Raw genomic sequence first — 20,760 nt, forward strand, 5'->3', positions numbered from 1 at the left:
CGTCATGCCCGGCGCCCGCATGCAGATGATCGTCGTGATGAAGTTGACCGAACCGAGGATCGTGCCGAAGCCGGAGAAGGCCAGACCCATGATCCACATGTCCGCGCCGACGCCCGGCGAACGCACCGCGTCCGACAGCGGCGAGTACGCGAACCAGCCGAAGTCCGCCGCACCCTGCGGGGTGAGGAAGCCGGCCACCGCGATCAGCGAGCCGAAGAGGTAGAGCCAGTAGGCGAACATGTTCAGCCGCGGGAACGCCACGTCGGGCGCGCCGATCTGCAGCGGCATGATCCAGTTCGCGAAACCGGCGAACAGCGGCGTCGCGAACATCAGCAGCATGATCGTGCCGTGCATCGTGAACGCCTGGTTGAACTGCTCGTTCGACATGATCTGCGTGCCGGGACGAGCCAGTTCGGCGCGCATGAGGAGCGCCATCAGGCCGCCGATGCAGAAGAACGCGAACGACGTGACCAGGTAGAGCGTGCCGATGGTCTTGTGGTCAGTGGTGGTGAGCCACTGGACGGCAGCGATACCGGGTTGCTTCTTGCGTACGGGCGGTGCTGCCGGAGCCGTATCGGCGGCGGCACCCTGAGGTTCGTTGAGGATGCTCACTGGTTCTTCGTCTCCGCATTCCTGGCGTGATCCGTCTGCTTGATGCCCGACGGCAGGTATCCGGTCTGGCCCTTCTTCGCCAGGTCCTTCAGGTGTGCCCGGTACCGCTCGGGGGACACGACCTTGACGTTGAAGAGCATCCGGGAGTGGTCGACGCCGCAGAGCTCGGCGCACTTGCCCATGAAGGTGCCCTCCTTGTTGGGAGTCACCTCGAAGACGTTGGTGTGGCCCGGGATGACGTCCTGCTTCATCAGGAACGGCACCACCCAGAAGGAGTGGATGACGTCACGAGAGGTCAGCACGAACTGAACCGTCTCGCCCTTCGGCAGCCACAGGGTCGGACCGGGGTTGCCGGTCTGCGGGTTGCGCTCGCCCGGGGTGCCGACGTCGTAGACGCCGTCCGCACCGGCCGGCGCGGTCTTCTTCCACTTGTCCGGGACCGCGGAGAGTGCGGGGGAGGTGATGGCCGAGGTCGACTTGTTGCCGTCCACGTTCTCCAGGTAGTTGAACGCCCAGCTCCACTGGAAGCCGACGACGTTCACGACGTGGTCGGGCTTCTTGGAAGTCTTCAGGAGCGCGCTCTCATCACGTGCGGTGAAGTAGAAAAGCACCGCAATGATGATGAACGGGACGATCGTGTACAACGCCTCGATCGGCATGTTGTACCGGGTCTGCGCGGGGACCTCCACCTTGGTCCTGCTGCGGCGGTGGAAGATCACACTCCAGATGATCAGGCCCCACACCAGCACGCCCGTTGCGAGGGCGGCGGCCCAGGAGCCCTGCCAAAGAGAGAGGATCCGCGGCGCCTCGTCGGTGACGGGCGTTGGCATGCCGAGGCGGGGAAAGTCCTTATATGTGCAACCAGTAGCGGTCGCCAGGACCAGGCCCGCAGCAAGCACCTGCGGCAGCTTCCGCCGCATCGGGCGCCGCGACGAGCGGTCGGAGCCGTTGGGACTCACGTAGCGCCTTCCCGAGAGTCTCGCCCGCGCGGTCGGCTGCGGCCTTACTCGCTGGTCGGTCGCCGCCCTGCGTCGGGCAGGGGTTTGGATGTTTATGCGGACCAAACCCTACTGGACGCTATTTGGGGTCGCGCGGGGAGGGTGCCCAACGCGCCGCGAGGCACCCCTAAGGGGTGGCCAGGGCCCTTGCGGGCGGCCCGGCGAACCCCCGAATACCCGCTTCCACCAGGCATCTGACGCCGCACCCGGCACCGCACCCGCGCCGCTTCGGCCGCGCCCGCCCGGCCGCCCCGGACCGAGCCCGCGCGCCGCCCGCGGCCGGTGTTCTACCGTCGTGACGTGCCCTACTTCGACGCGGCCTCGACCGCCCCGCTGCACCCCGTCGCCCGCGAGGCACTCCTCGCCTCGCTCGACGAAGGGTGGGCCGACCCGGCCCGCCTCTATCGCGAAGGGCGCCGCGCCCGGCTGCTGCTGGACGCCGCCCGGGAGGCCGCGGCCGAGGCGGTGGGCTGCCGCCCGGACGAATTGGTTTTCACCCCTTCGGGGACACAGGCGGTGCATACGGGAGTGGCCGGCGCACTGGCGGCCCGTCGGCGGGCCGGCCGCCGCCTGCTGCACTCCGCCGTCGAGCACTCCTCGGTGCTGCATGCCGCCGAGGTCCACGAGGCGGCCGGCGGGACCCGGGTGGAGCTGCCGGTGGACCGTACGGGCCGGGTGGCGGCCGGCGAGGTGGCCGCCGCGCTCGGTACGGACACCGCGCTGGTCTGCCTCCAGTCCGCCAATCACGAGGTGGGGACCGAGCAGCCGGTCGACGAGGTGGCGGAGCGCTGCCGGGAGGCGGGGGTGCCGCTGCTGGTGGATGCCGCCCAGTCGCTGCCGTGGGGGCCGGTGCCCGGTCCCTGGTCGCTGCTGGCGGCGAGCGCCCACAAGTGGGGCGGCCCGCCCGGTGTGGGGCTGCTCGTGGTCCGCAAGGGGACCCGGTTCGCGCCCCAGGGGCCGGCGGACGAGCGGGAGTCGGGCCGCAGCCCGGGCTTCGAGAACCTCCCGGCGATCGTGGCCGCCGCGGCGTCCCTGCGCGCACTGCGGGCGGACCCGGGGACGGACGGGGAAGCGGCGCGGCTACGGCTCCTGGTGGACCGGATCCGCACACGGGTGCCGGAGCTGGTGCCGGACGTGGAGGTGGTCGGCGACCCGGTGCGCCGCCTGCCCCATCTCGTCACCTTCTCCTGTTTCTATGTCGACGGGGAGACCCTGCTGCACGAGCTCGACCGGGCGGGCTTCTCGGTGTCGTCCGGCTCGTCCTGTACGTCCAGCACCCTGACGCCGAGCCATGTGCTGCGGGCGATGGGGGTGCTGTCCGAGGGGAATGTCCGGATCTCGCTGCCGTACGGCACGGCCGAGGCGGAGGTGGAGCGCTTCCTGGAGGTGCTGCCGCGGGTGGTGCGCTCGGTGCGGGAGCGGCTGGGCGTCCCGGCAGCGGGCGGCGAGGAGGTGCCGGCAGCGGCCGGCGGGGCTGCGCGCACGGCCCCGGCGGCACCTGCCGCGGAGCCCGCCGAGGCGGCCGGGCTGGTCGTCGACGCGCTGGGCAAGCGCTGCCCGGTCCCCGTCATCGAGCTCGCGAAGGTGATCGGCGAGGTGCCGGTCGGCCGAACGGTGACGGTGCTCTCCGACGACGAGGCCGCCCGGCAGGACATCCCCGCCTGGTGCACCATGCGCGACCAGGAGTACGTGGGTGAGCGGGCGGCCGAGCGCGGCACCGCGTATGTCGTGCGGCGCCGCGCCTGACGCGGTGGTTCAGGCCAGGTGCTGCTGGACGTCGTTCGCGGCCTCGTGCCCGTAGGCCTTGGTGAAGCGGTCCATGAAGTGGCTGCGGTGCAGCTCGTACTCCTGGGTGCCGACGGTCTCGATGACCAGGGTCGCCAGCATGCAGCCGACCTGCGCGGCGCGCTCCAGGCCGACGCCCCAGGCCAGGCCGGACAGGAAGCCGGCGCGGAAGGCGTCGCCGACGCCGGTCGGGTCGGCCTTGGCGTTCTCCTCCGGGACGCCGACCTCGATGGTCGGCTCGCCGACCCGCTCGATGCGGACGCCGTTGGCGCCGAGGGTGGTGACGCGGGTGCCGACCTTGGCGAGGATCTCCTCGTCGGTCCAGCCGGTCTTGGACTCGATCAGGCCCTTCTCGTACTCGTTGGAGAAGAGGTAGGTGGCGCCCTCCATGAGGGTGCGGATGGCGTCGCCGTCCATGCGGGCGATCTGCTGGGAGAAGTCGGCGGCGAAGGGGATACCGCGGGTGCGGCACTCCTCGGTGTGCCGGATCATCGCCTCGGGGTCGTCCGCGCCGATCAGGACGAGGTCCAGGCCGCCGACCCGCTCGGCGACGTGCTGGAGCTCGATCAGCCGGGCCTCGCTCATCGCGCCGGTGTAGAAGGAGCCGATCTGGTTGTGGTCGGCGTCGGTGGTGCACACGAAGCGCGCGGTGTGCAGCACCTCGGAGATGCGTACGGAGCGGGTGTCGACGCCGTGGCGGTCGAGCCAGGCGCGGTACTCCTCGAAGTCGTTGCCCGCGGCGCCGACCAGGATCGGCTCGATGCCGAGCTGGCCCATGCCGAAGCAGATGTTGGGGGCGACGCCGCCGCGGCGGACGTCGAGCTGGTCGACCAGGAACGAGAGGGAGACCGTATGCAGCTGGTCGGCGACCAACTGATCGGCGAAGCGGCCGGGGAAGGTCATCAGGTGGTCGGTGGCGATGGAGCCGGTGACTGCGATACGCACGACGGGTCTGCTCCTGCGGAAGGCGTAGGGGCGGGCGGACGTGAAGCAACGCTACCCGGCGGGGTGGCACACCACCCGGTCATCCCGGACACTTGAGCTACGGAAACTACCCAATAGTAGGTCTTTCTCCACGGTTTATGACTGCGTACGGTGCCGCTATGACCAAGCCTGTGAAAGCCGTCACACCGTCCCCTGACGCCTCGCCCGCCCGGCGGGACCCGGAGTCGCTCGACGAGCTGCGCGGTGACTGCGCCCGCATGGAGGGCCGCTGGAGTGCCGGCCGGCGTCCCGCGCCGGCGCCGGGGCGGTCCGCCGATCTGCACGGCGTCAAGGTCCCCTCGTCCTCCGCCGCCCTGCTGGACGGAATATCCGAGTACGGCGACTGACCGCCCGCCCGCCGGGGGCCGAACGGCGCCCGACGGGAACCGCATCCACCCCCGCTCCGTCCCATCGACGTCCCCTCACGGAGGATGGCACGTCAGATGTTCAGCGGAGCCGAAGGAGCGATGCGGTGAACACCGAGGACAGCAACGAGAGCCCGAACCCCACGGAGCGCAGGCGGCGCACCCCGGCAGTGGTCGCCTCGGTGGCCGCCGCGGTGCTGCTGGCCGGGGGCGGCGCGGCGTACTGGGCCTCGTCCACGTCCGGCGACGGGGCCGCCGGCCCGGCCAAGGGCGACCCGCCGCCCCTCGCGCTCGACGGCTACTCCGGCGGCTCGATCGCGGCCGGTGAGCCCAATCCGCAGGGTGCGAAGTACCGGGCGGTGAAGAAGCTGCCCGGCGGTCCGGCGGCCGCGCCGGTCTACCGCCCCAAGGGCGAGATCAGCCGGGAGTCGGTGGAGCGGCTGGCCAAGGCGCTGGACGTGGCCGGAAAGGTCCGCTCGGAGGGCACCACCTGGAAGGTCGGCGGGCCGACGCGGGACGGCCGCGGCCCCGTCCTCCAGGTGACCAAGACCGGCTCGGGCTCCTGGACGTTCTCGCAGTACGGGACCCCGGGCGGCACCAACTGTGCGCTGCCCGCGTCCCCCAAGGGCGACAAGGGCGGGGACGGTGCCGCCGCGTCGAGCCGGCCCGGCTGTCCGTCGTACCGCGGCGGCGGGGACATCGCGACCGAGGACGACAGCAGCGGCAAGGGCGCGGTGTCGCCGGAGAAGGCCAAGCAGGCGGTGCGGCCGGTGCTGAAGGCGCTCGGCCAGGAGGACTCCAAGGTCGACGCGGGCGGGCTGTCCGGTGCGGTGCGGATCGTCACCACAAACCCGGTGCTGGGCGGGCTGCCGACGTACGGCTGGCAGAGCGATCTGCAGGTCGGTTCGGACGGTCAAGTGGTCGGCGGCAGCGGTCAGTTCGCGAATCCGGTCAAGGGCGCGGAGTATCCGGTGCTGAACGCCGACAAGACGCTGGACCGGCTGAACTCGGGCGAGGGCCGCAAGCCGGCCGGCTGCCCCTCGCCGCCCGGCAAGAAGGACACCAAGGACGGCAAGGCCGGCGGGATCGCGCCGTGCGAGCCGGCGCCGACGAAGGCGCAGCAGCCGTCCGACGTGACCGGTGCGGCCTTCGGGCTCTCGGTCCAGTACGTGGACGGCGGGCAGGCGCTGGTGCCGTCGTGGCTGTACACGGTGCGCCAGCCGGGCGCCGGCAGCGGCCCGGACGCCACCTCGACGGTCGCGCAGCCGGCCGTGGACCCGAAGTACCTGGCCCACCGGGACGGCGGGGGCAGCTCGCAGGGCACGGGGCAGGCGCCGCGGAAGCCGTCCGGGAAGCCCGGGGCGATGGCCCTGGAGTCGTACGGCGTGAGCGACGGCGGCAAGAAGCTGACGGTGCACTTCTGGGGCGGGGTGTGCAGCGTCTACTCGGTGAGCGCCGAGGAGTCCGGCTCGGCCGTGAAAACCAAGGTCGTCGGCAAGGACAAGAAGCCCGGCCAGGTCTGCGTGAAGATCGCCAAGGAGTTCACCAAGACCGTGACGCTGCACCAGCCGCTGGACGGCCGGAAGGTGGTCGACGTCTCGACCGGTGAGTCGGTGCCCAAGCAGTAGCGCGCAGGAGCGGATGGGTCCGTGCTCAACGGGAGGCGGAAACCACGAGCCCCGGAGGCGGAAAGCACGGAAGGCGGCGCTCCCCCACTCGGGGGGGGGGCGCCGCCTTCCGTAGTACTGCCCGAGCTCCTTAGCTGAAGGAGTCGCCGCAGGCGCAGGAGCCGGTGGCGTTCGGGTTGTCGATCGTGAAGCCCTGCTTCTCGATGGTGTCGACGAAGTCGATGGAGGCACCGCCCAGGTAGGGGGCGCTCATCCGGTCGGTGACGACCTTGACGCCATCGAAGTCCTTGACGACATCGCCGTCGAGCGAACGCTCGTCGAAGAAGAGCTGGTAGCGCAGTCCGGAGCAGCCGCCGGGCTGAACGGCCACCCGCAGCGCGAGGTCGTCCCGGCCTTCCTGCTCCAGCAGGCTCTTGACCTTCGACGCGGCCGCGTCGGACAGGATGATGCCGTCGCTGACGGTGGTCTCGTCCTGAACGCTCATCTAGATCTCTCCCGGGTTGTACGGACCGCTTGTCATCGGATGCAACCAGCTGCAACCAACGACGTCCCGGATTAATTCCGGCTGGGCACAACATGTCGAGAAGCCTTCCGGCGCACCGCCGGGGGCGGCTTCTCACGATTGTTCTCCCCTCATGCTCGCACACCGGCGGACAGGAACAGGTGGCCGAGCACACACGGCGGGGTGCTGATGCGTCACATCGACACAAGCCCCATCGTCAAAGTGACGTGAAGCAGCTATGATAGATAGCGTCAAATAGACGAAAAGGCTTTTGTGCAAGAGCCGTCCGCAGAAAAGAGAGGGTGCGTGTTGTGACCACCGCCCAGCCCCTGGACGTCCAGCCGACCCCGCTGGCCCTGCTCCTCCTCGGCCGCGAGGCCGACCCGAAGAGCGAGCGCGGCGTGGAGTGCCCCGGCGATCTGCCGGCGCCGTCGGACCCCGATCTCGTCGAGCGCGCCCGCGCGGCCAAGGCGAAGCTCGGGGACAAGGTCTTCGTCCTGGGGCACCACTACCAGCGCGACGAGGTCATCGAGTTCGCCGATGTCACCGGCGACTCCTTCAAGCTCGCGCGGGACGCCGCCGCCCGGCCGGACGCCGAGTACATCGTCTTCTGCGGTGTGCACTTCATGGCGGAGTCGGCCGACATCCTCACCGGCGACGACCAGCAGGTCGTCCTCCCCGACCTGGCCGCCGGCTGCTCGATGGCCGACATGGCCACCGCCGAGCAGGTCGCCGAGTGCTGGGACCAGCTCACCGAGGCCGGTGTCGCCGAGCAGGTCGTGCCCGTCTCGTACATGAACTCCTCGGCCGACATCAAGGCGTTCACCGGCAAGCACGGCGGCACGATCTGCACGTCCTCCAACGCCAAGCGGGCGCTGGACTGGGCCTTCGAGCAGGGCGAGAAGGTCCTCTTCCTGCCGGACCAGCACCTGGGCCGCAACACCGCCGTCCGTGACCTGGGCATGTCCCTCGACGACTGCGTGGTCTACAACCCGCACAAGCCGAACGGCGGCCTGACCGTCGAGCAGCTGCGGGCCGCGAAGATGATCCTGTGGCGCGGCCACTGCTCGGTGCACGGCCGGTTCTCCCTGGAGTCGGTGAACGACGTGCGGGCGCGCATCCCCGACGTCAACGTCCTCGTCCACCCCGAGTGCAAGCACGAGGTCGTGGCGGCGGCGGACCAGGTCGGCTCGACGGAGTACATCATCAAGGCCCTGGAGGCCGCCCCGCGCGGCTCGAAGTGGGCCATCGGCACCGAGCTGAACCTCGTCCGCCGGCTGGCGAACCGCTTCGCCGCGGAGGACAAGGAGATCGTCTTCCTCGACAAGACGGTCTGCTTCTGCTCGACGATGAACCGCATCGACCTCCCCCACCTGGTGTGGGCGCTGGAGTCGCTCGCCGCCGGCAAGGTCGTCAACCGCATCGAGGTCGACAAGGAGACCGAGAGCTTCGCGAAGCTGGCGCTGGAGCGGATGCTGGCGTTGCCGTAGGCGTACGTTTTTGGCTTTCCCGCCGTGGTGGTTTCTCGCCGTTGCGCTTTGCGGCGCGCCCGCACGTTTTTGGCTGTCCCGCCGTGGGTCTTCTCGCCGTTGCGCCTGCGGCGGGCTGGGTGGGTGTTGGGTGCGGTGACGGGCCTCCGGGGCCGGTGTGTGGGACTGCTTCGCTTTACGTCCCACACACCGGCCCCTCCGGCCCGTCCCCTCCCGTGAGTGGAGTACGTGGCGGTGAGTGGGGGCGGGCGTCGAGCTGGCCGCCTGGTCAGCGTTCCCGGCGGCGGCGCGGTGGCCGTTCGGCCGTACCGGTCCCGGACGCGGCGGGGGCGGCGGCTTCCAGGGTCCAGCGGACCTTGTCGCCGCCCTTGATCGCGGTGTGGCAGGGTCCCTTCGTGATCTTCTTCTCGTTCACGTACGCGTTCCACTTCTTGGTGCTGTCCGCGGCGTCGCCGTGGATCTCGGTGACCACGTAGTCCTGGGTGGTGGCGTCCCAGCTCGCCCGGACCCCGCCGAGGCCGTAGATGTCGTCGGCGTCGACCAGGGCGGTCAGCGGCGTGGGGCCGATGCCGTCGGCGGCGCAGTAGAAGCCGCCGAAGAGGGTGCGCGGGCCCGTCCGGACTAGTCCCACGCTGGCGGTGTACGACCCGCCGGTGACCGCCACCCGGACGGCGGCGGTGGAATCCTCGGCGCCGGCCGGCGGAGCGGCCGCGAGGGCCAGTGGGAGCAGCAGCGCGGCAGCGGTTACGGGGACGACCCTGCGGCCCGGGGCACACGGCACGCTCGCTCACCTACATCTTTCGTCGGTTCGGCAACCATCAGCCACCAAACCATCGCTCTCCGCGATCGGCGAGAGGTGCGCCTCCGAACGCGTACGTGGCCCCGGACGGCGGGCGGGGCGGGCCCGGGCGTCGCGGTTGTTTCTCTCGGAGTGCGATCAGCGCGATGCCCCCGCAAGCACCGGCCTGCGGGGGCATCGTGTCGTCGGCGGAGCGTCGTCAGACGGTCGCCGGTTCCGGGGTGCGGTCGTCCTTCCCGGACTGCGGGCCGGACGTGTCGTCCTGCTTCCCAGCCTTCTTCTTCGCCCGGCGCTCCTTGCGGAGCTCGATCATCGCGTAGAGCGTCGGGACGAGGAGGAGGGTGAGGAGGGTGGAGGTGATCAGGCCGCCGATCACGACCACGGCGAGCGGCTGGGATATGAAGCCGCCGTCTCCGGTGATGGACAGGGCCATCGGGAGCAGCGCCATGATGGTGGCCAGGGCCGTCATCAGGATGGGGCGGAGGCGGTGGCGGCCGCCCTCGATGACGGCTTCGACGACTCCGTAACCCTGCGCCCGGTACTGGTTGATGAGGTCGATCAGCACGATGGCGTTGGTGACCACGATGCCGATCAGCATCAGCATGCCGATCATCGCCGGGACGCCCAGCGGGGTGCCGGTGGCGACCAGCAGGCCGATCGCTCCGGTGGCCGCGAACGGGATCGAGACGAGCAGGATCATCGGCTGGATCAGCGAGCGGAAGGTGGCCACCAGGAGCATGAAGACGATGGCGATGGCCGCCATCATCGCCATGCCGAGCGAGGAGAACGCGTCGGACTGGTCCTGGGAGACGCCGCCGATGGTCGCGGTGGCACCGTCCGGCAGCTTCAGCGCGTCGATCTTCTTCTTCAACTCGGCGCTGACCGCACCGGTGTTGTCGCCGGTCGGCTTGGCCGTGACGGTCGCCGAGCGGGCGCCGTCGATCCGGGTCATCTGGACCGGACCGGGGACGGTCCGGACGGTGGCGAGGCTGCTGAGCTTGGCCGGGCCGGACGGGGTCGGGACGGCCAGGTTCTTCAGGTCGTCCTCGGTGGTGGCCGGGTGGGCCGCCTTGATGACGATGTCCCGCTCGGTGTCGTCCAGGACGGCCTTGCCGCTCTCGGTGCCGCGGACCGCCTGGGTCACCGCCGCGCCGAGCGTGGTCTGGTCGTAACCGGCCGCGGCCGCCTTGGCATTGGGCTTCACCGAGATCCGCGGCACGCTCTCGGAGAGGTCGCTCCGGACGTCGGTGACGTGGTCGAGACCGGCCACCGCCTTGCGGACCTGCTCGTTGGCCTGCTTCAGGACGCCGGCGTCACCGGCCTTGACGACCACGCTCAGGTCCTGGTTGCCCATGCCGCCACCGGTGCTGAAGGTGGTGTCGCCGATGGACGGGCCGAGCTTGTCGAGGCCGGCCCGCAGGTCGTCGGTGACCTTGCCGGAGTCCGCGGAGTCCTTCAGCTTGAGCTGGTAGGAGGCCTGGTTGGCGCCGGTGCCGCCGCCGAAGGCCGCCATGAGGCCGGAGGAACCGACGGTGGCCTGGTAGTCGGCGATGTCGTCGTTGGCCCCGAGCAGCTTCTCGACCTTCTTGGCCTGCTTGTCGGCCGCGTCCAGGCTGGTGCCGGGCTTGAGTTCCTGCTTGAGGGTGAGGGTGTCCTGGGAGCCCTGGTCGAGGAAGTTGGTCTTGAGCAGGGGGCCCATGCCCATGGTGCCGAGGAGGATCACCACGGCGATGACCAGGCTGGTGAACCGGCGGCGGGTGGCGAACCGCAGGACCGGGACGTAGAAGCGCTGGAGGGGGCTCTTGGCCTCCTTCTCCTCGGCCGCGCGGCGCAGATCGTCCGCGGTGGTGCCCTCGGGGAGCTTCGGGGTGCGCAGGAACCAGTAGGACAGCACCGGAACGACCGTCAGGGAGACGATCAGGGAGGAGAGCAGGGCGACGGTCACCGTCAGCGAGAAGGAGCCGAACAGCGCGCCGATCATGCCGCCGACCACACCGATCGGGAGGAAGACCGCGACCGTGGTGAGGGTGGAGGAAGTGATCGCTCCGGAGACCTCCTTGACGGCGGAGAGGATGGCCTCGCGGCGCTCCTCGCCGTAGCCCAGGTGCCGCTTGATGTTCTCCAGGACGACGATGGAGTCGTCGACGACGCGGCCGATCGCGATGGTCAGCGCGCCGAGGGTGAGCATGTTGAGGGAGAGGTCACCGGTCCACAGCACGATCAGGGTGATGACGACCGAGAGCGGGATGGAGACCGCGGTCACCAGGGTGGAGCGCAGGCTGAGCAGGAAGACCAGGATGACGATGACCGCCATGGCGAGGCCGAGCAGGCCCTCGGTGGTCAGCGAGTCGATCGACTTGGAGACCTGCGGGCCCTGGTCGGAGGCGACCGTGACGTGGGTGCCCTTGCCCAGGTCCTGACGGATCTTGGGGAGCTTGTCCTTGATCGCGTCGGAGATGGCGACGGCGCTGCCGTCCTTGTCCATCGTCACGTTCACACCGAGGCTGGGCTTGCCGTTGGTGCGGGTGAGGGAGGTCGGGGTGGCCTGCTCCTCCTTGACGGTGGCGACATCGCCGAGGCGCACCGGCTCGGACGCACGCGCGCCGCCCGCGGCGGGAGCGCCGCCTGCCGCTGCACCGGCACCGCCACCCGCACCGCCACCCGCCGACGGGCCGCCGCCCGCGGAGGCACCGGCACCCGCGCCGCCGCCCGCGGACGGGGCGAGGGTCAGGTCCTTGATCTGTGCGACGGAGGTGAAGCCGGCGCCGACCTGAACGGTCTTGCTCTTGCCGCCCTCGGCGAACGAGCCGGCGGGCACCGACGTGCCGCCGTTCTGCAGCGCCTGGCCCAGTGCCTGGGCGCTCAGCCCGGCGGCGGCGAGCTTCTTGTCGTCGGGGGTGACCGCGACGATCCGGTCCTGGACGCCGGACACGGTGACCTGGCTGACGCCGTCGATGTTCTTCAGGTCCGGTACGACGCTGCGGTTGAGCTCGTCGGCCAGCGTCTGCTGGTCCTTGGAGTCGGAGGAGGCGGCGAGGACCACGGTGGGGATGTCGTCGGTCGAACCGGACACCACCTGCGGGTCGACGTCCTTGGGCAGCTTGGCGCGGGCCCGGTTCACGGCCTGCTGGACATCGGCGACCAGGCGCTTGGAGTCGTTGCCGTAGTCGAACTGCGCCATGATGACGCCCGAGCCCTCGCTCGACGTCGAGGTGACGGACTTGATGCCGTCGACCCCCTGGACGCCGTCCTCCAGCGGTTCGATCACCTGCTTCTCGACGACATCGGGCGAGGCACCCTGATAGGGCGCCAGGACGGACACCATCGGGAGTTCGATGGAGGGCAGGAGCTGCTGCTTGAGCTGTGGGATCGCGATGGCGCCGAAGGCGATCGCCACGATCGACATCAGCGCTATCAGGCCCCGTTGTACGAGGCTGAGGCGGGACAGCCAGGACATGGTGGGGTCACTCTCTTCTGTTCCGAAAGGGCGGCGGGGCCTGCTGGGGCCCGACGACAGGGGCCTTTACAGCCCACCTCAACCTTCCGGCATGCCCTGGCCGGATTTCCTCGCTCGCAGGTCGGTTTCCGGGCGGGGGGTGTACCGCGTTCGGAGTACGTTTACTCCACCCTTACTGCACCCGTGGACGTACGAGTCCGGACTCGTAGGCGATGACCACCAACTGGGCGCGGTCCCGGGCCCCGAGCTTGGCCATCGCACGGTTCACATGCGTCTTGACGGTGAGCGGGCTGACCGCGAGCTGTTCGGCGATCTCGTCGTTGGACAGCCCGCCGGCCACCAGCGTCAGCACCTCCCGCTCCCGGCCGGTCAGCGTCGCCAGCCGCTCGGTGCCCCGCCCGGCCGGATCGCCGTCACCCGAACTCCGGCCCTGCGCAAGGAACTTGGCGATCAGCCCCTTGGTCGCCACCGGTGACAGCAGCGCCTCACCGGCCGCCGCGATCCGGATGGCGTGCAGCATCTCGTCCGGCTCGGCGCCCTTGCCGAGGAAACCGCTGGCGCCGTTGCGCAGCGACTGCACCACGTAGTCGTCGGCCTCGAACGTCGTCAGGATGACCACCCGGACCTCGGTGAGGTCGGGGTCCTCGCTGATCATGCGGGTGGCCGCCAGGCCGTCGACACCGGGCATCCGGATGTCCATCAGGACGACATCGGGGCGCTCGGCCCGGGTCAGCTCGTACGCCCGGGCGCCGTCGGAGGCCTCCCCCACCACCCGCATGTCCGGTTCGGAGTCGACCAGCACCCGGAACGCGCTGCGCAACAGCGCCTGGTCATCGGCGAGCAGCACCTTGATCGTCATGTCGTCTCCCCCGTACGGACGGTCTGCAGTGGAAGGGTCACCCGCACCTGGAAGCCACCGGCCGCGCGGGGGCCGGTCTCGACGGTGCCGCGCAGCGCGAAGACCCGCTCGCGCATCCCGATCAGGCCGTGGCCGCCGCCGGGCTCGGGACCGTCCGGCTCCACGGCCGGCCGCTCGCCGCCCTTCTGGCGCGGTACGCCGGCCCGGCCGGCGCCGTCGTCCAGGACGGTCACGGTCAGCGCGGTGTCGGAGTGCACGATCCGCACCGTGGCCCGGGCCCCCTCCCCCGCGTGCTTGTGGACGTTGGTCAGCGCCTCCTGGACCACGCGGTAGGCGGTGAGGTCGGCGGAGGCGGGCAGTGGCCTCGGCAGCGGCGGGACCTCCAGGTCGACGGGGATCCCGGCGCGGACGAACCCGTCGACGAGCTGGTCGAGGACGCCCAGGCCCGGCGCCGGCTCGGTCGGTGCCTTCGGGTCGTCGGACTGCCGCAGCAGGCCCACGGTGGTGCGGAGTTCCTCCAGCGCGGAGCGGGACGCCTCGCGGACGTGCGCCAGCGCCTCCTTGGCCTGGTCGGGGCGGTTGTCCATGACGTGCGAGGCGACCCCGGCCTGGACGTTGACCAAAGCGATGTGGTGGGCGACGACATCGTGCAGCTCGCGGGCGATCCGCAGGCGCTCCTCGGCGACCCGGCGCCGGGCCTCCTCGTCGCGGGTGCGCTCGGCGCGTTCGGCGCGCTCCCGGATGGCGTCGACGAACGCGCGGCGGCTGCGGACCGCGTCGCCGGCCGCCGCGGCCATGCCCGTCCAGGCGAAGATCCCGATGTTCTCCTGTGAGTACCAGGGGCGGGGCCCGTAGAGCATCGCGGCGGCGGTCAGCACGACGACGGTCAGCGCGCCCACCCGCCAGGTGGTGGGGCGGTCGGTGCGGGAGGCCAGGCCGTACAGGGCGATCACGGTGGAGGCGGCCACCGGGGCCCCCTGGGTGCTGGTGCGGGTGAGGAGTTCGGCGAGGGTGAGCACGACCGTCGCGGCAAGGACAGTGCGCGGCAGCCGGCGGCGCAGGAGCAGGGCGGCACAGGCCAGGGCGGCCAGTGCCACGGCGGTGGCGGACAGTTCGTGGCGGACGAAGTGCGAGCCCTGCGAGCCGTGCGGCCCGGCCATCGCACCGAACAGGATGCTTCCGAAGACAGCGACGGCCACGGTGGCGTCCCATGCGCGCGGATGCGTGCGGTGCCACTGGAAGCGGCCGGCGCGCGACGCGTCCGGGCGGGGATCGAGGAGGCTCACAAGAGCAAACGGTAGCGCCCCGGTCCCTTCGCGGGGACCGGGGCGCCGTGCGCTGGAGTGCTGTGCGCTGGAGTGGAGTGACCGGGCCGGGGGCCGGCCGGGGTTCAGCCCGGGATCAGGCCGTCGTCGCTGAGCATCTCCCGGACCTCGTCGAGCGAGGCGTCCGGGGACGGCAGGATGAGGGCGGACGGTTCGAGGGCGTCGTCGGGGAGCGGCGTGCCCAGGCGGCGCACCGCGTCCAGCAGGGCGCCGAGGGTGCGCCGGAAGCCTTCGTCGTCGCCGCTCTCCATCTCGGCGAGCAGCTCATCGTCCAGCTTGTTGAGCTCGGTGAAGTGGGCGTCGTCCAGCTTCACCTGGCCCTCCCCCATGATCCGTACGATCACGACGGTCTCCCTTGGTCCGGTCCGACGATCCTTGCGAGGCTAGCCGCCGCAGTCCGTCACTGCTTGTCGAAACGCGGCTGGTCCTGCTGCGGGGAGGGCTTCGCCTCGCCGTTCTGGCCGCTCTCGATGGCCTGCTGGCCGGCGGACGAGCCTCCCGAGAGCTCGGCCTTCATCCGCTGCAGCTCCAGTTCGACATCGCTGCCGCCGGAGAGCCGGTCCAGCTCGGCGGTGATGTCGTCCTTGGCCATGCCGGACGGGTCGTCCAGCGCGCCGGAGGCCATCAGCTCGTCGATGGCACCGGCCCTGGCCTGGAGCTGCGCGGTCTTGTCCTCCGCGCGCTGGATGGCCATGCCGACATCGCCCATCTCTTCGGAGATGCCGGAGAAGGCCTCGCCGATCCGGGTCTGCGCCTGGGCGGCCGTGTACGTGGCCTTGATGGTCTCCTTCTTGGTACGGAAGGCGTCGACCTTGGCCTGCAGGCGCTGGGCGGCGAGCGTGAGCTTCTCCTCCTCGCCCTGCAGCGTCTGGTGCTGCGTCTCCAGGTCGGTGACCTGCTGCTGCAGCGCGCTCCGCCGGGTCAGCGCCTCACGGGCCAGGTCCTCGCGGCCGAGCGCCAGCGCCTTGCGGCCCTGGTCCTCCAGCTTGGCGGACTGGCCCTGGAGCTGGTTGAGCTGCAGCTCCAGGCGCTTGCGGGAGGTCGCCACGTCGGCGACCCCGCGGCGCACCTTCTGCAGCAGCTCCAGCTGCTTCTGGTACGAGTAGTCGAGGGTCTCGCGCGGGTCTTCGGCCCGGTCCAGGGCCTTGTTGGCCTTCGCGCGGAAGATCATCCCCATCCGCTTCATGACACCATCGCTCATGGGCCTCGCGCGCCCCCTTCTGACCCGGGTCGCCCCGGGCTTAGGCTCCAGCACATCTACAGACCCCACAGTACGGGCCCTGGTTCCATTACCGCACTGTTCGCGCCCGGATGCGCTCCTCCTCCAGGACGATCGCGGGGCGCCACGTCTCCCGCGCAGGGAGTAGGGAGAGTCCGGACAACCCGCGAGATGTCCGCTCTGACCCGATGAGCGGGGTGGGTGGCCCGGTGCGACGGGGCCGGCGGGGGCTCCGTTGCCGGATCGTGCCCGTCGGACCATGGCTCTCTCGCGGCGAGCACGTACTCTTGGGTGTTGTGTTCCGAAGCCGTTCGAAGGATGAGCAGGCCGCGACCGCCAAGGTGACCGCGGACCAGCCCCAGCAGCCCCGCGATCCGCAGGCCCCCAAGGGCCGCCCGACGCCCAAACGCAACGAGGCGCAGTCGCAGCGCCGCTCCCGTGCGCACACGCCGGCCAACCGCAAGGACGCGGCCAAGGCCCAGCGTGAGGCCCGCCGTGCCGACATGGCCCGTCAGCGCGAGGCGCTGGCCAACGGCGATGAGCGGTATCTGCCGGTGCGCGACAAGGGGCCGGTGCGGCGGTTCGCGCGGGACTACGTCGACTCCCGCTGGTGCGTCGCCGAGTTCTTCCTGCCGATGGCCGTGGTGATCCTGGTGCTCACCATGATCCGGGTGCCGTCGATCCAGAGCATCGCGCTGCTGCTGTGGCTGGTGCTGATCGTGCTGATCGTGCTCGACTCGGTGCTGATCTGGTTCCGCCTGAGCAAGCGGCTGCAGGAGAAGTTCCCGAACGAGAACCTCAAGGGCGTGAAGGCGTACGCGGTGATGCGGACGCTGCAGATGCGGCGGCTGCGGCTGCCGAAGCCGCAGGTCAAGCGGGGTCAGCGGCCCTGACGGCCCGGCTGGTCCGGACGGGTTCCTGCTGGTTCTTTCAGACTGACGCGCCGCGCGGCCGGCCCCTCTGTGGGGTCCGGCCGCGCGGCGTTGCGGTCTCAGCCCTCGGCGTCCGCGTGCAGGCTCATCGGGCCCGCGTAGACCTCCGTGCCGTCCTCGAAGAGCCTGACCTGGTCGACGCCGCCGTCGAGGAGGGCCTTCCACTCCTCGCCGATCCAGGACTCCGCGTCGCCCTGCGTGGTGAACTCCTCCGGCTCCACGGCGGGCGCCGCCTCCGCACCGTCCGCCTTCTCGAACCGCCACGTCCACGCCATGTCCGCCTCCTGGATCCCACCGGGTACGAGTCAGTGCCACCGCGGAACGGGTCCTGCCACGTTGCGCGGTGCCGTGCTTCCGTGCTGATCGGCAGCCTAACGGCCGTGTCGAGTCCGCCCCCGCCGCGCTCACCGCTGCCGGACGCGAGAAACTCGGCGGTGTGGATGTGACTCTCCTCGGCACCGGGGCCCCGCAGGGGCTGCCGCGTCCCGGCTGCCCGTGTGCCGCCTGTGCGACCGCCGTCGGCGACGAGGCGCGGGCGGCGACCGCGCTGCTCGTCGACGGCGTGCTGCTGATCGATCTGACGCCGGGGCCGGCCTTCGCGGCCGCCCGGGCCGGGCGGTCGCTGGCGGGCGTGCGGCAGGTGCTGCTCTCGCATCCGCACGACGGCCCGGCGATGGAGGTGCCCGCCGGGCTGCCGCAGCCGGGGCGGGTCGCGGACGGGCGAGAGCTGGCCCTGCTCGACGGGCACCGGGTGCGGGCCCTCGCGGTGGACGGTCCGGGGACCGGCTACGAGATCTCCGGAGCCGACGGCGAGCGGCTGCTGTATCTGCCGCCAGGCGCGGCACCGGCCGGGGTGGGCAACGCCACCGGCCGGGCGGGCGGTGCCGGGGCCCAGGGCGCCGCGGGGCCGTACGACCTGGTGCTGCTCGACGTGCTGGCGCGGCCGGACGCGCTGGCCCGGCTGCGGGCGGGCGGCCTGGTCGACGCGGCGACGGATGTGGTCGCGGTGCATGTGGACCACGACGTGCCGCCGGGGCCCGAGCTGCACCGCAGGCTGGCCGCGGTGGGCGCCCGGGCGGTGGCCGACGGCAGTTCGCTGGTGGTCGGCGAGTACCACGCGGTGCCGGACCTGCCGCGGCGGACGCTGGTGCTGGGCGGGGCGCGCAGCGGGAAGTCGCTGGAGGCGGAGCGGCGGCTCGCGGCCTTCCCGGACGTGGTGTACGTGGCCACCGGGGGGACCCGGGACGGCGACGAGGACTGGGCGCAGCGGGTCTCCCTGCACCGTGAGCGGCGCCCCAGCAGCTGGCGGACCGTCGAGACCTGCGACCTGGTGCCGCTCCTGGAGGCCGGGAGGCCGGGAGGGGAAGCCGCGAGGCCGGGAGGGGAAGCCGCGAGGCCGGGGAGGGACGACGGGAAGCCGGAGGGGGAAGCCGTACGGCCGGGGACGGAAGCCCCGGCGCCGGGCGCGGAATCCGCCGGGCCGGGGAAGGGCGCCGCGGGGCGGGGCGCCGGAGCGGTGTGGCCGGGGGCGGAGGCCGGCGGGCCCGCCGCGGGAGCCGGGGCCGGCCGGGCGGCCGACGCGTCGCCGCTGCTCATCGACTGTCTGGCGCTGTGGCTGACGCATGTCATGGACGAGGTCGGGGCGTGGGACGACGCGACCTGGGAGGCCGGTGGCCGGCGGGCGCTGCGGGAGCGGACCGACGCGCTGGTGGCGGCGGTGCGCGCGACCCGGCGGCCGGTGGTGGCGGTCAGCAACGAGGTGGGCTCCGGGGTCGTCCCGGCGACCCCGGCGGGCCGCCGGTTCCGCGACGAACTGGGGCGGCTGAACGCGGCGTTCGCCGCGGAGTGCGAGCAGGTGCTGCTGGTCGTCGCGGGCCAGGCGCTTGCGCTGCGTGGATGACGGATGACCGGTGCGGCCCGTGTCCGCTTGCCCCGGGGTGCGGCGCCGGGTGCTCTTGAGCGGTGACCGAATCCGAGCGGACCGAGACCGAAGCGCCGGCGGGGTGTGCCGCGGCGCCCGCCCGGGACCCGGGGGCACGCGGGCGGCGTTTCGACGCGGCCGTCCGGGCCTATCTGGCGCGGCATCCGCAGGCGACGGTGGTCGCGCTCGGGGAGGGCCTCGACACCGGCTTCTGGCGGCTGGACAACGGGCGGCTGACCTGGCTGACGGTGGTGGTGCCGGAGGCCGCCGCGGTGCGCCGGATGCTGCTGCCGGACGGACCCCGGCGGCGTACGGTCGCCTGCACGGCGGGCGACCACGACTGGCTGGACGCGGTGCGGGAGCCGCAGCGCGGGGTCGTCGTCACCGCGCCGGGGGTGCTGATGCGGCTGCCGCCGGCGACGGTCAGGGCGCTGCTGGCGGCGTGCGCCGAGCGGTTTCCCGGTGGTGCGCTGGTTTTTGACGCCCTGCCACGGCTGACCGCGGCGCTGGCCCGGCGGGCCGCGGCCGCGCCGGGCGGCGGCCGGTGGTCGGCTCCGGTGCGCTGGGGGCTGGACCGTGGTGACCTGCCGCGGCTGGCCGGTACGCACCCGGGCATCGCCGCGGTGCACGAGCTCGCGCCGGTGCCGGCAGCGGGCCCGCCGTGGCGGTGGACGGCGTACGGCCTGCCGTCGTGGCTCGGGCAGCGGACGCCGGTGCTGCGGGCGCTGGTGCCCCTCGTGTGCGAGGTGCGGTTCGCGGCGGCCCGATCCCCCCGACGTGCCTCGTCAGCGGTGAGTTGACGGTAATCTGCGCCCAATGAGCGCCCTGAATCTCGATGACTTCGCCCACCTGATCGAGCGCCCCGACGGCGGGGTGCGCCGTGCCGCCGAGGAGCGGCGGGCACGCCTGTCCCTGCCGCCGGGGGCGCTCGGCCGCCTCGACGAGCTGGGCGAGTGGCTGGCCGCCGCGCAGCAGGAGGTGCCGGTGCGGCCCGTCGAGCGGCCGCGGGTGCTGCTGTTCGCGGGCGATCACGGGGTGGCGGAGCTGGGCGTCTCGGCCCGGCCGGCGGGGACCACCAGGGATCTCGTCCGGGCCGTGCTGGACGGTACGAGCCCGGCGGCGGTGCTGGCCCGGGGCGCGGAGGCGCCGCTGCGGGTGGTCGATCTGGCGGTGGACTGCGACCCGCAGGAGCTGCCCGGGGAGGTCACCCGGCACCGGGTGCGGCGCGGTTCGGGCCGGATCGACATCGAGGACGCGCTGACGGCCGAGGAGGCCGAGGCGGCGTTCCGGACCGGGATGACCCTGGCGGACGAGGAGGCGGACGCCGGCACCGACGTGGTGGTGCTGGGCGATCTGAGCGTCGGCGGGACGACGGCCGCGAGCACCCTGATCGCCGCGCTGTGCGGTACGGACGCCTCGGTGGTCACCGGGCGCGGCGGTGCCCCCATCGACGATCTGGCGTGGATGCGCAAGTGCGCGGCGATCCGCGACGCGCTGCGGCGGGCCCGTCCGGTGCTCGGCGATCAGCTGGAGCTGCTGGCCGCGGTCGGCGGCGCGGACCTGACCGCGATGACCGGCTTTCTGCTGCAGAGCGCGGTGCGCCGCACCCCGGTGATCCTGGACGGGGTGGTCTCGGCGGCCTGTGCGCTGGTGGCGCAGCGGGTGGCGTTCCGGGCGCCGGACTGGTGGGTGGCCGGGCAGGCGAGCGGGGAGCCGGCGCAGGCGAAGGCGCTGGACCGGATCGCGCTCAACCCTTTGCTCGACCATGGCGTCACTGCTGGCGAGGGGACGGGGGCGCTGCTCGCCCTGCCACTGGTGCAGGCGGCCGCGGCCCTGGCGGCAGAGCTGCCCGTGCGCGACTGACCCGGCACCGGCCCGGCGGGG

The 20,760-nt window shown here is 72.0% G+C and carries 19 protein-coding genes; 8 read left to right on the forward strand and 11 right to left on the reverse strand.

All coding sequences use genetic code 11. The features are described 5' to 3' along the window. Nucleotides 1-612 (reverse strand): cytochrome c oxidase subunit I (locus EST54_RS24430; protein ID WP_174244115.1); only part of this gene is annotated, 612 nt, incomplete at its 3' end. Then, on the reverse strand, nt 609-1,571 hold the full coding sequence (gene ctaC, locus EST54_RS24435) for an aa3-type cytochrome oxidase subunit II (protein ID WP_174857507.1): 963 nt from the start codon (nt 1,569-1,571) through the stop codon (nt 609-611). The genes ctaC and EST54_RS24430, both read right to left, overlap by 4 nt. A 339-nt stretch (nt 1,572-1,910) precedes the next feature. Between ctaC and EST54_RS24440 the strand changes: the two genes are divergently transcribed. Next, nucleotides 1,911-3,356: a cysteine desulfurase/sulfurtransferase TusA family protein gene (locus tag EST54_RS24440; RefSeq protein WP_129249876.1), complete on the forward strand. Its 1,446-nt coding sequence runs from the start codon at nt 1,911-1,913 to the stop codon at nt 3,354-3,356. Between the two features lie 9 nt (nt 3,357-3,365). Here EST54_RS24440 and EST54_RS24445 read toward each other — a convergent pair whose 3' ends face one another. After that, nucleotides 3,366-4,340, reverse strand: coding sequence for a carbohydrate kinase family protein (locus tag EST54_RS24445; protein ID WP_129249877.1), 975 nt, complete (start codon nt 4,338-4,340; stop codon nt 3,366-3,368). A gap of 158 nt (nt 4,341-4,498) precedes the next feature. On the opposite strand from EST54_RS24445, the gene EST54_RS24450 reads away from it, so the two are divergent. Together EST54_RS24450 and EST54_RS24455 are read left to right on the forward strand one after the other, a co-directional pair. Beyond that, nucleotides 4,499-4,726 carry a hypothetical protein gene (locus EST54_RS24450; protein WP_129249878.1) on the forward strand — a complete coding sequence of 76 codons (228 nt, stop codon included), beginning with the start codon at nt 4,499-4,501 and terminating at the stop codon, nt 4,724-4,726. 125 nt (nt 4,727-4,851) lie between these two features. Next, nucleotides 4,852-6,372 (forward strand): hypothetical protein, encoded by a 1,521-nt coding sequence (locus tag EST54_RS24455; RefSeq protein ID WP_129249879.1) that lies wholly within the window; start codon nt 4,852-4,854, stop codon nt 6,370-6,372. A 130-nt stretch (nt 6,373-6,502) separates the two neighbouring features. Here the strand turns inward: EST54_RS24455 and erpA are convergent, their stop codons facing one another. Next, the gene (erpA, locus tag EST54_RS24460; protein WP_006606077.1) at nt 6,503-6,856 is read right to left on the reverse strand and encodes an iron-sulfur cluster insertion protein ErpA; all 354 of its coding nucleotides are present in this window, start codon (nt 6,854-6,856) and stop codon (nt 6,503-6,505) included. Between the two features lie 320 nt (nt 6,857-7,176). Between erpA and nadA the strand changes: the two genes are divergently transcribed. Next, the gene (gene nadA, locus EST54_RS24465) at nt 7,177-8,364 is read left to right on the forward strand and encodes a quinolinate synthase NadA (RefSeq protein ID WP_129249880.1); all 1,188 of its coding nucleotides are present in this window, start codon (nt 7,177-7,179) and stop codon (nt 8,362-8,364) included. 268 nt (nt 8,365-8,632) lie between these two features. Here nadA and EST54_RS24470 read toward each other — a convergent pair whose 3' ends face one another. From EST54_RS24470 to EST54_RS24495, 6 genes are all read right to left on the reverse strand, one after another. Continuing rightward, entirely contained in the window at nt 8,633-9,145 is a 513-nt protein-coding gene (locus EST54_RS24470) for a DUF4430 domain-containing protein (protein ID WP_129249881.1), read from the reverse strand. A gap of 217 nt (nt 9,146-9,362) precedes the next feature. After that, the gene (locus EST54_RS24475) at nt 9,363-12,620 is read right to left on the reverse strand and encodes an efflux RND transporter permease subunit (RefSeq protein WP_129249882.1); all 3,258 of its coding nucleotides are present in this window, start codon (nt 12,618-12,620) and stop codon (nt 9,363-9,365) included. A gap of 172 nt (nt 12,621-12,792) precedes the next feature. Next, nucleotides 12,793-13,479, reverse strand: a complete 687-nt coding sequence (locus EST54_RS24480; protein WP_129249883.1) for a response regulator — start codon at nt 13,477-13,479, stop codon at nt 12,793-12,795. Continuing rightward, complete coding sequence (locus tag EST54_RS24485) at nt 13,476-14,765, reverse strand: sensor histidine kinase (RefSeq protein ID WP_129249884.1); 1,290 nt, start codon at nt 14,763-14,765, stop codon at nt 13,476-13,478. The genes EST54_RS24480 and EST54_RS24485 overlap by 4 nt, the downstream gene beginning before the upstream one ends. A gap of 104 nt (nt 14,766-14,869) precedes the next feature. Beyond that, complete coding sequence (pspAA, locus tag EST54_RS24490) at nt 14,870-15,148, reverse strand: PspA-associated protein PspAA (protein ID WP_129249885.1); 279 nt, start codon at nt 15,146-15,148, stop codon at nt 14,870-14,872. 56 nt (nt 15,149-15,204) lie between these two features. Then, the gene (locus EST54_RS24495) at nt 15,205-15,990 is read right to left on the reverse strand and encodes a PspA/IM30 family protein (protein WP_129249895.1); all 786 of its coding nucleotides are present in this window, start codon (nt 15,988-15,990) and stop codon (nt 15,205-15,207) included. Nucleotides 15,991-16,319: 329 nt separating this feature from the next. Here EST54_RS24495 and EST54_RS24500 point away from each other — a divergent pair, with 329 nt between their 5' ends. Then, nucleotides 16,320-16,916: a DUF3043 domain-containing protein gene (locus tag EST54_RS24500; RefSeq protein ID WP_129249886.1), complete on the forward strand. Its 597-nt coding sequence runs from the start codon at nt 16,320-16,322 to the stop codon at nt 16,914-16,916. 98 nt (nt 16,917-17,014) lie between these two features. On the opposite strand, the gene EST54_RS24505 is transcribed toward EST54_RS24500, so the two are convergent. Continuing rightward, on the reverse strand, nt 17,015-17,230 hold the full coding sequence (locus tag EST54_RS24505) for a hypothetical protein (protein ID WP_129249887.1): 216 nt from the start codon (nt 17,228-17,230) through the stop codon (nt 17,015-17,017). Between the two features lie 161 nt (nt 17,231-17,391). Between EST54_RS24505 and EST54_RS35595 the strand changes: the two genes are divergently transcribed. The 3 genes from EST54_RS35595 to cobT all read left to right on the forward strand — a co-directional run bounded on the left by EST54_RS35595 (nt 17,392) and on the right by cobT (nt 20,739). Next, nucleotides 17,392-18,855 carry a bifunctional adenosylcobinamide kinase/adenosylcobinamide-phosphate guanylyltransferase gene (locus EST54_RS35595; RefSeq protein WP_244942606.1) on the forward strand — a complete coding sequence of 488 codons (1,464 nt, stop codon included), beginning with the start codon at nt 17,392-17,394 and terminating at the stop codon, nt 18,853-18,855. 62 nt (nt 18,856-18,917) lie between these two features. Further along, complete coding sequence (locus EST54_RS24520) at nt 18,918-19,676, forward strand: class I SAM-dependent methyltransferase (protein ID WP_129249888.1); 759 nt, start codon at nt 18,918-18,920, stop codon at nt 19,674-19,676. A gap of 16 nt (nt 19,677-19,692) precedes the next feature. Then, the gene (gene cobT, locus EST54_RS24525; RefSeq protein ID WP_129249889.1) at nt 19,693-20,739 is read left to right on the forward strand and encodes a nicotinate-nucleotide--dimethylbenzimidazole phosphoribosyltransferase; all 1,047 of its coding nucleotides are present in this window, start codon (nt 19,693-19,695) and stop codon (nt 20,737-20,739) included. The last annotated feature ends 21 nt before the right edge of the window (nt 20,740-20,760 follow it).

Source organism: Streptomyces sioyaensis, from assembly GCF_004122735.1.
Lineage (GTDB): Bacteria > Actinomycetota > Actinomycetes > Streptomycetales > Streptomycetaceae > Streptomyces > Streptomyces sioyaensis.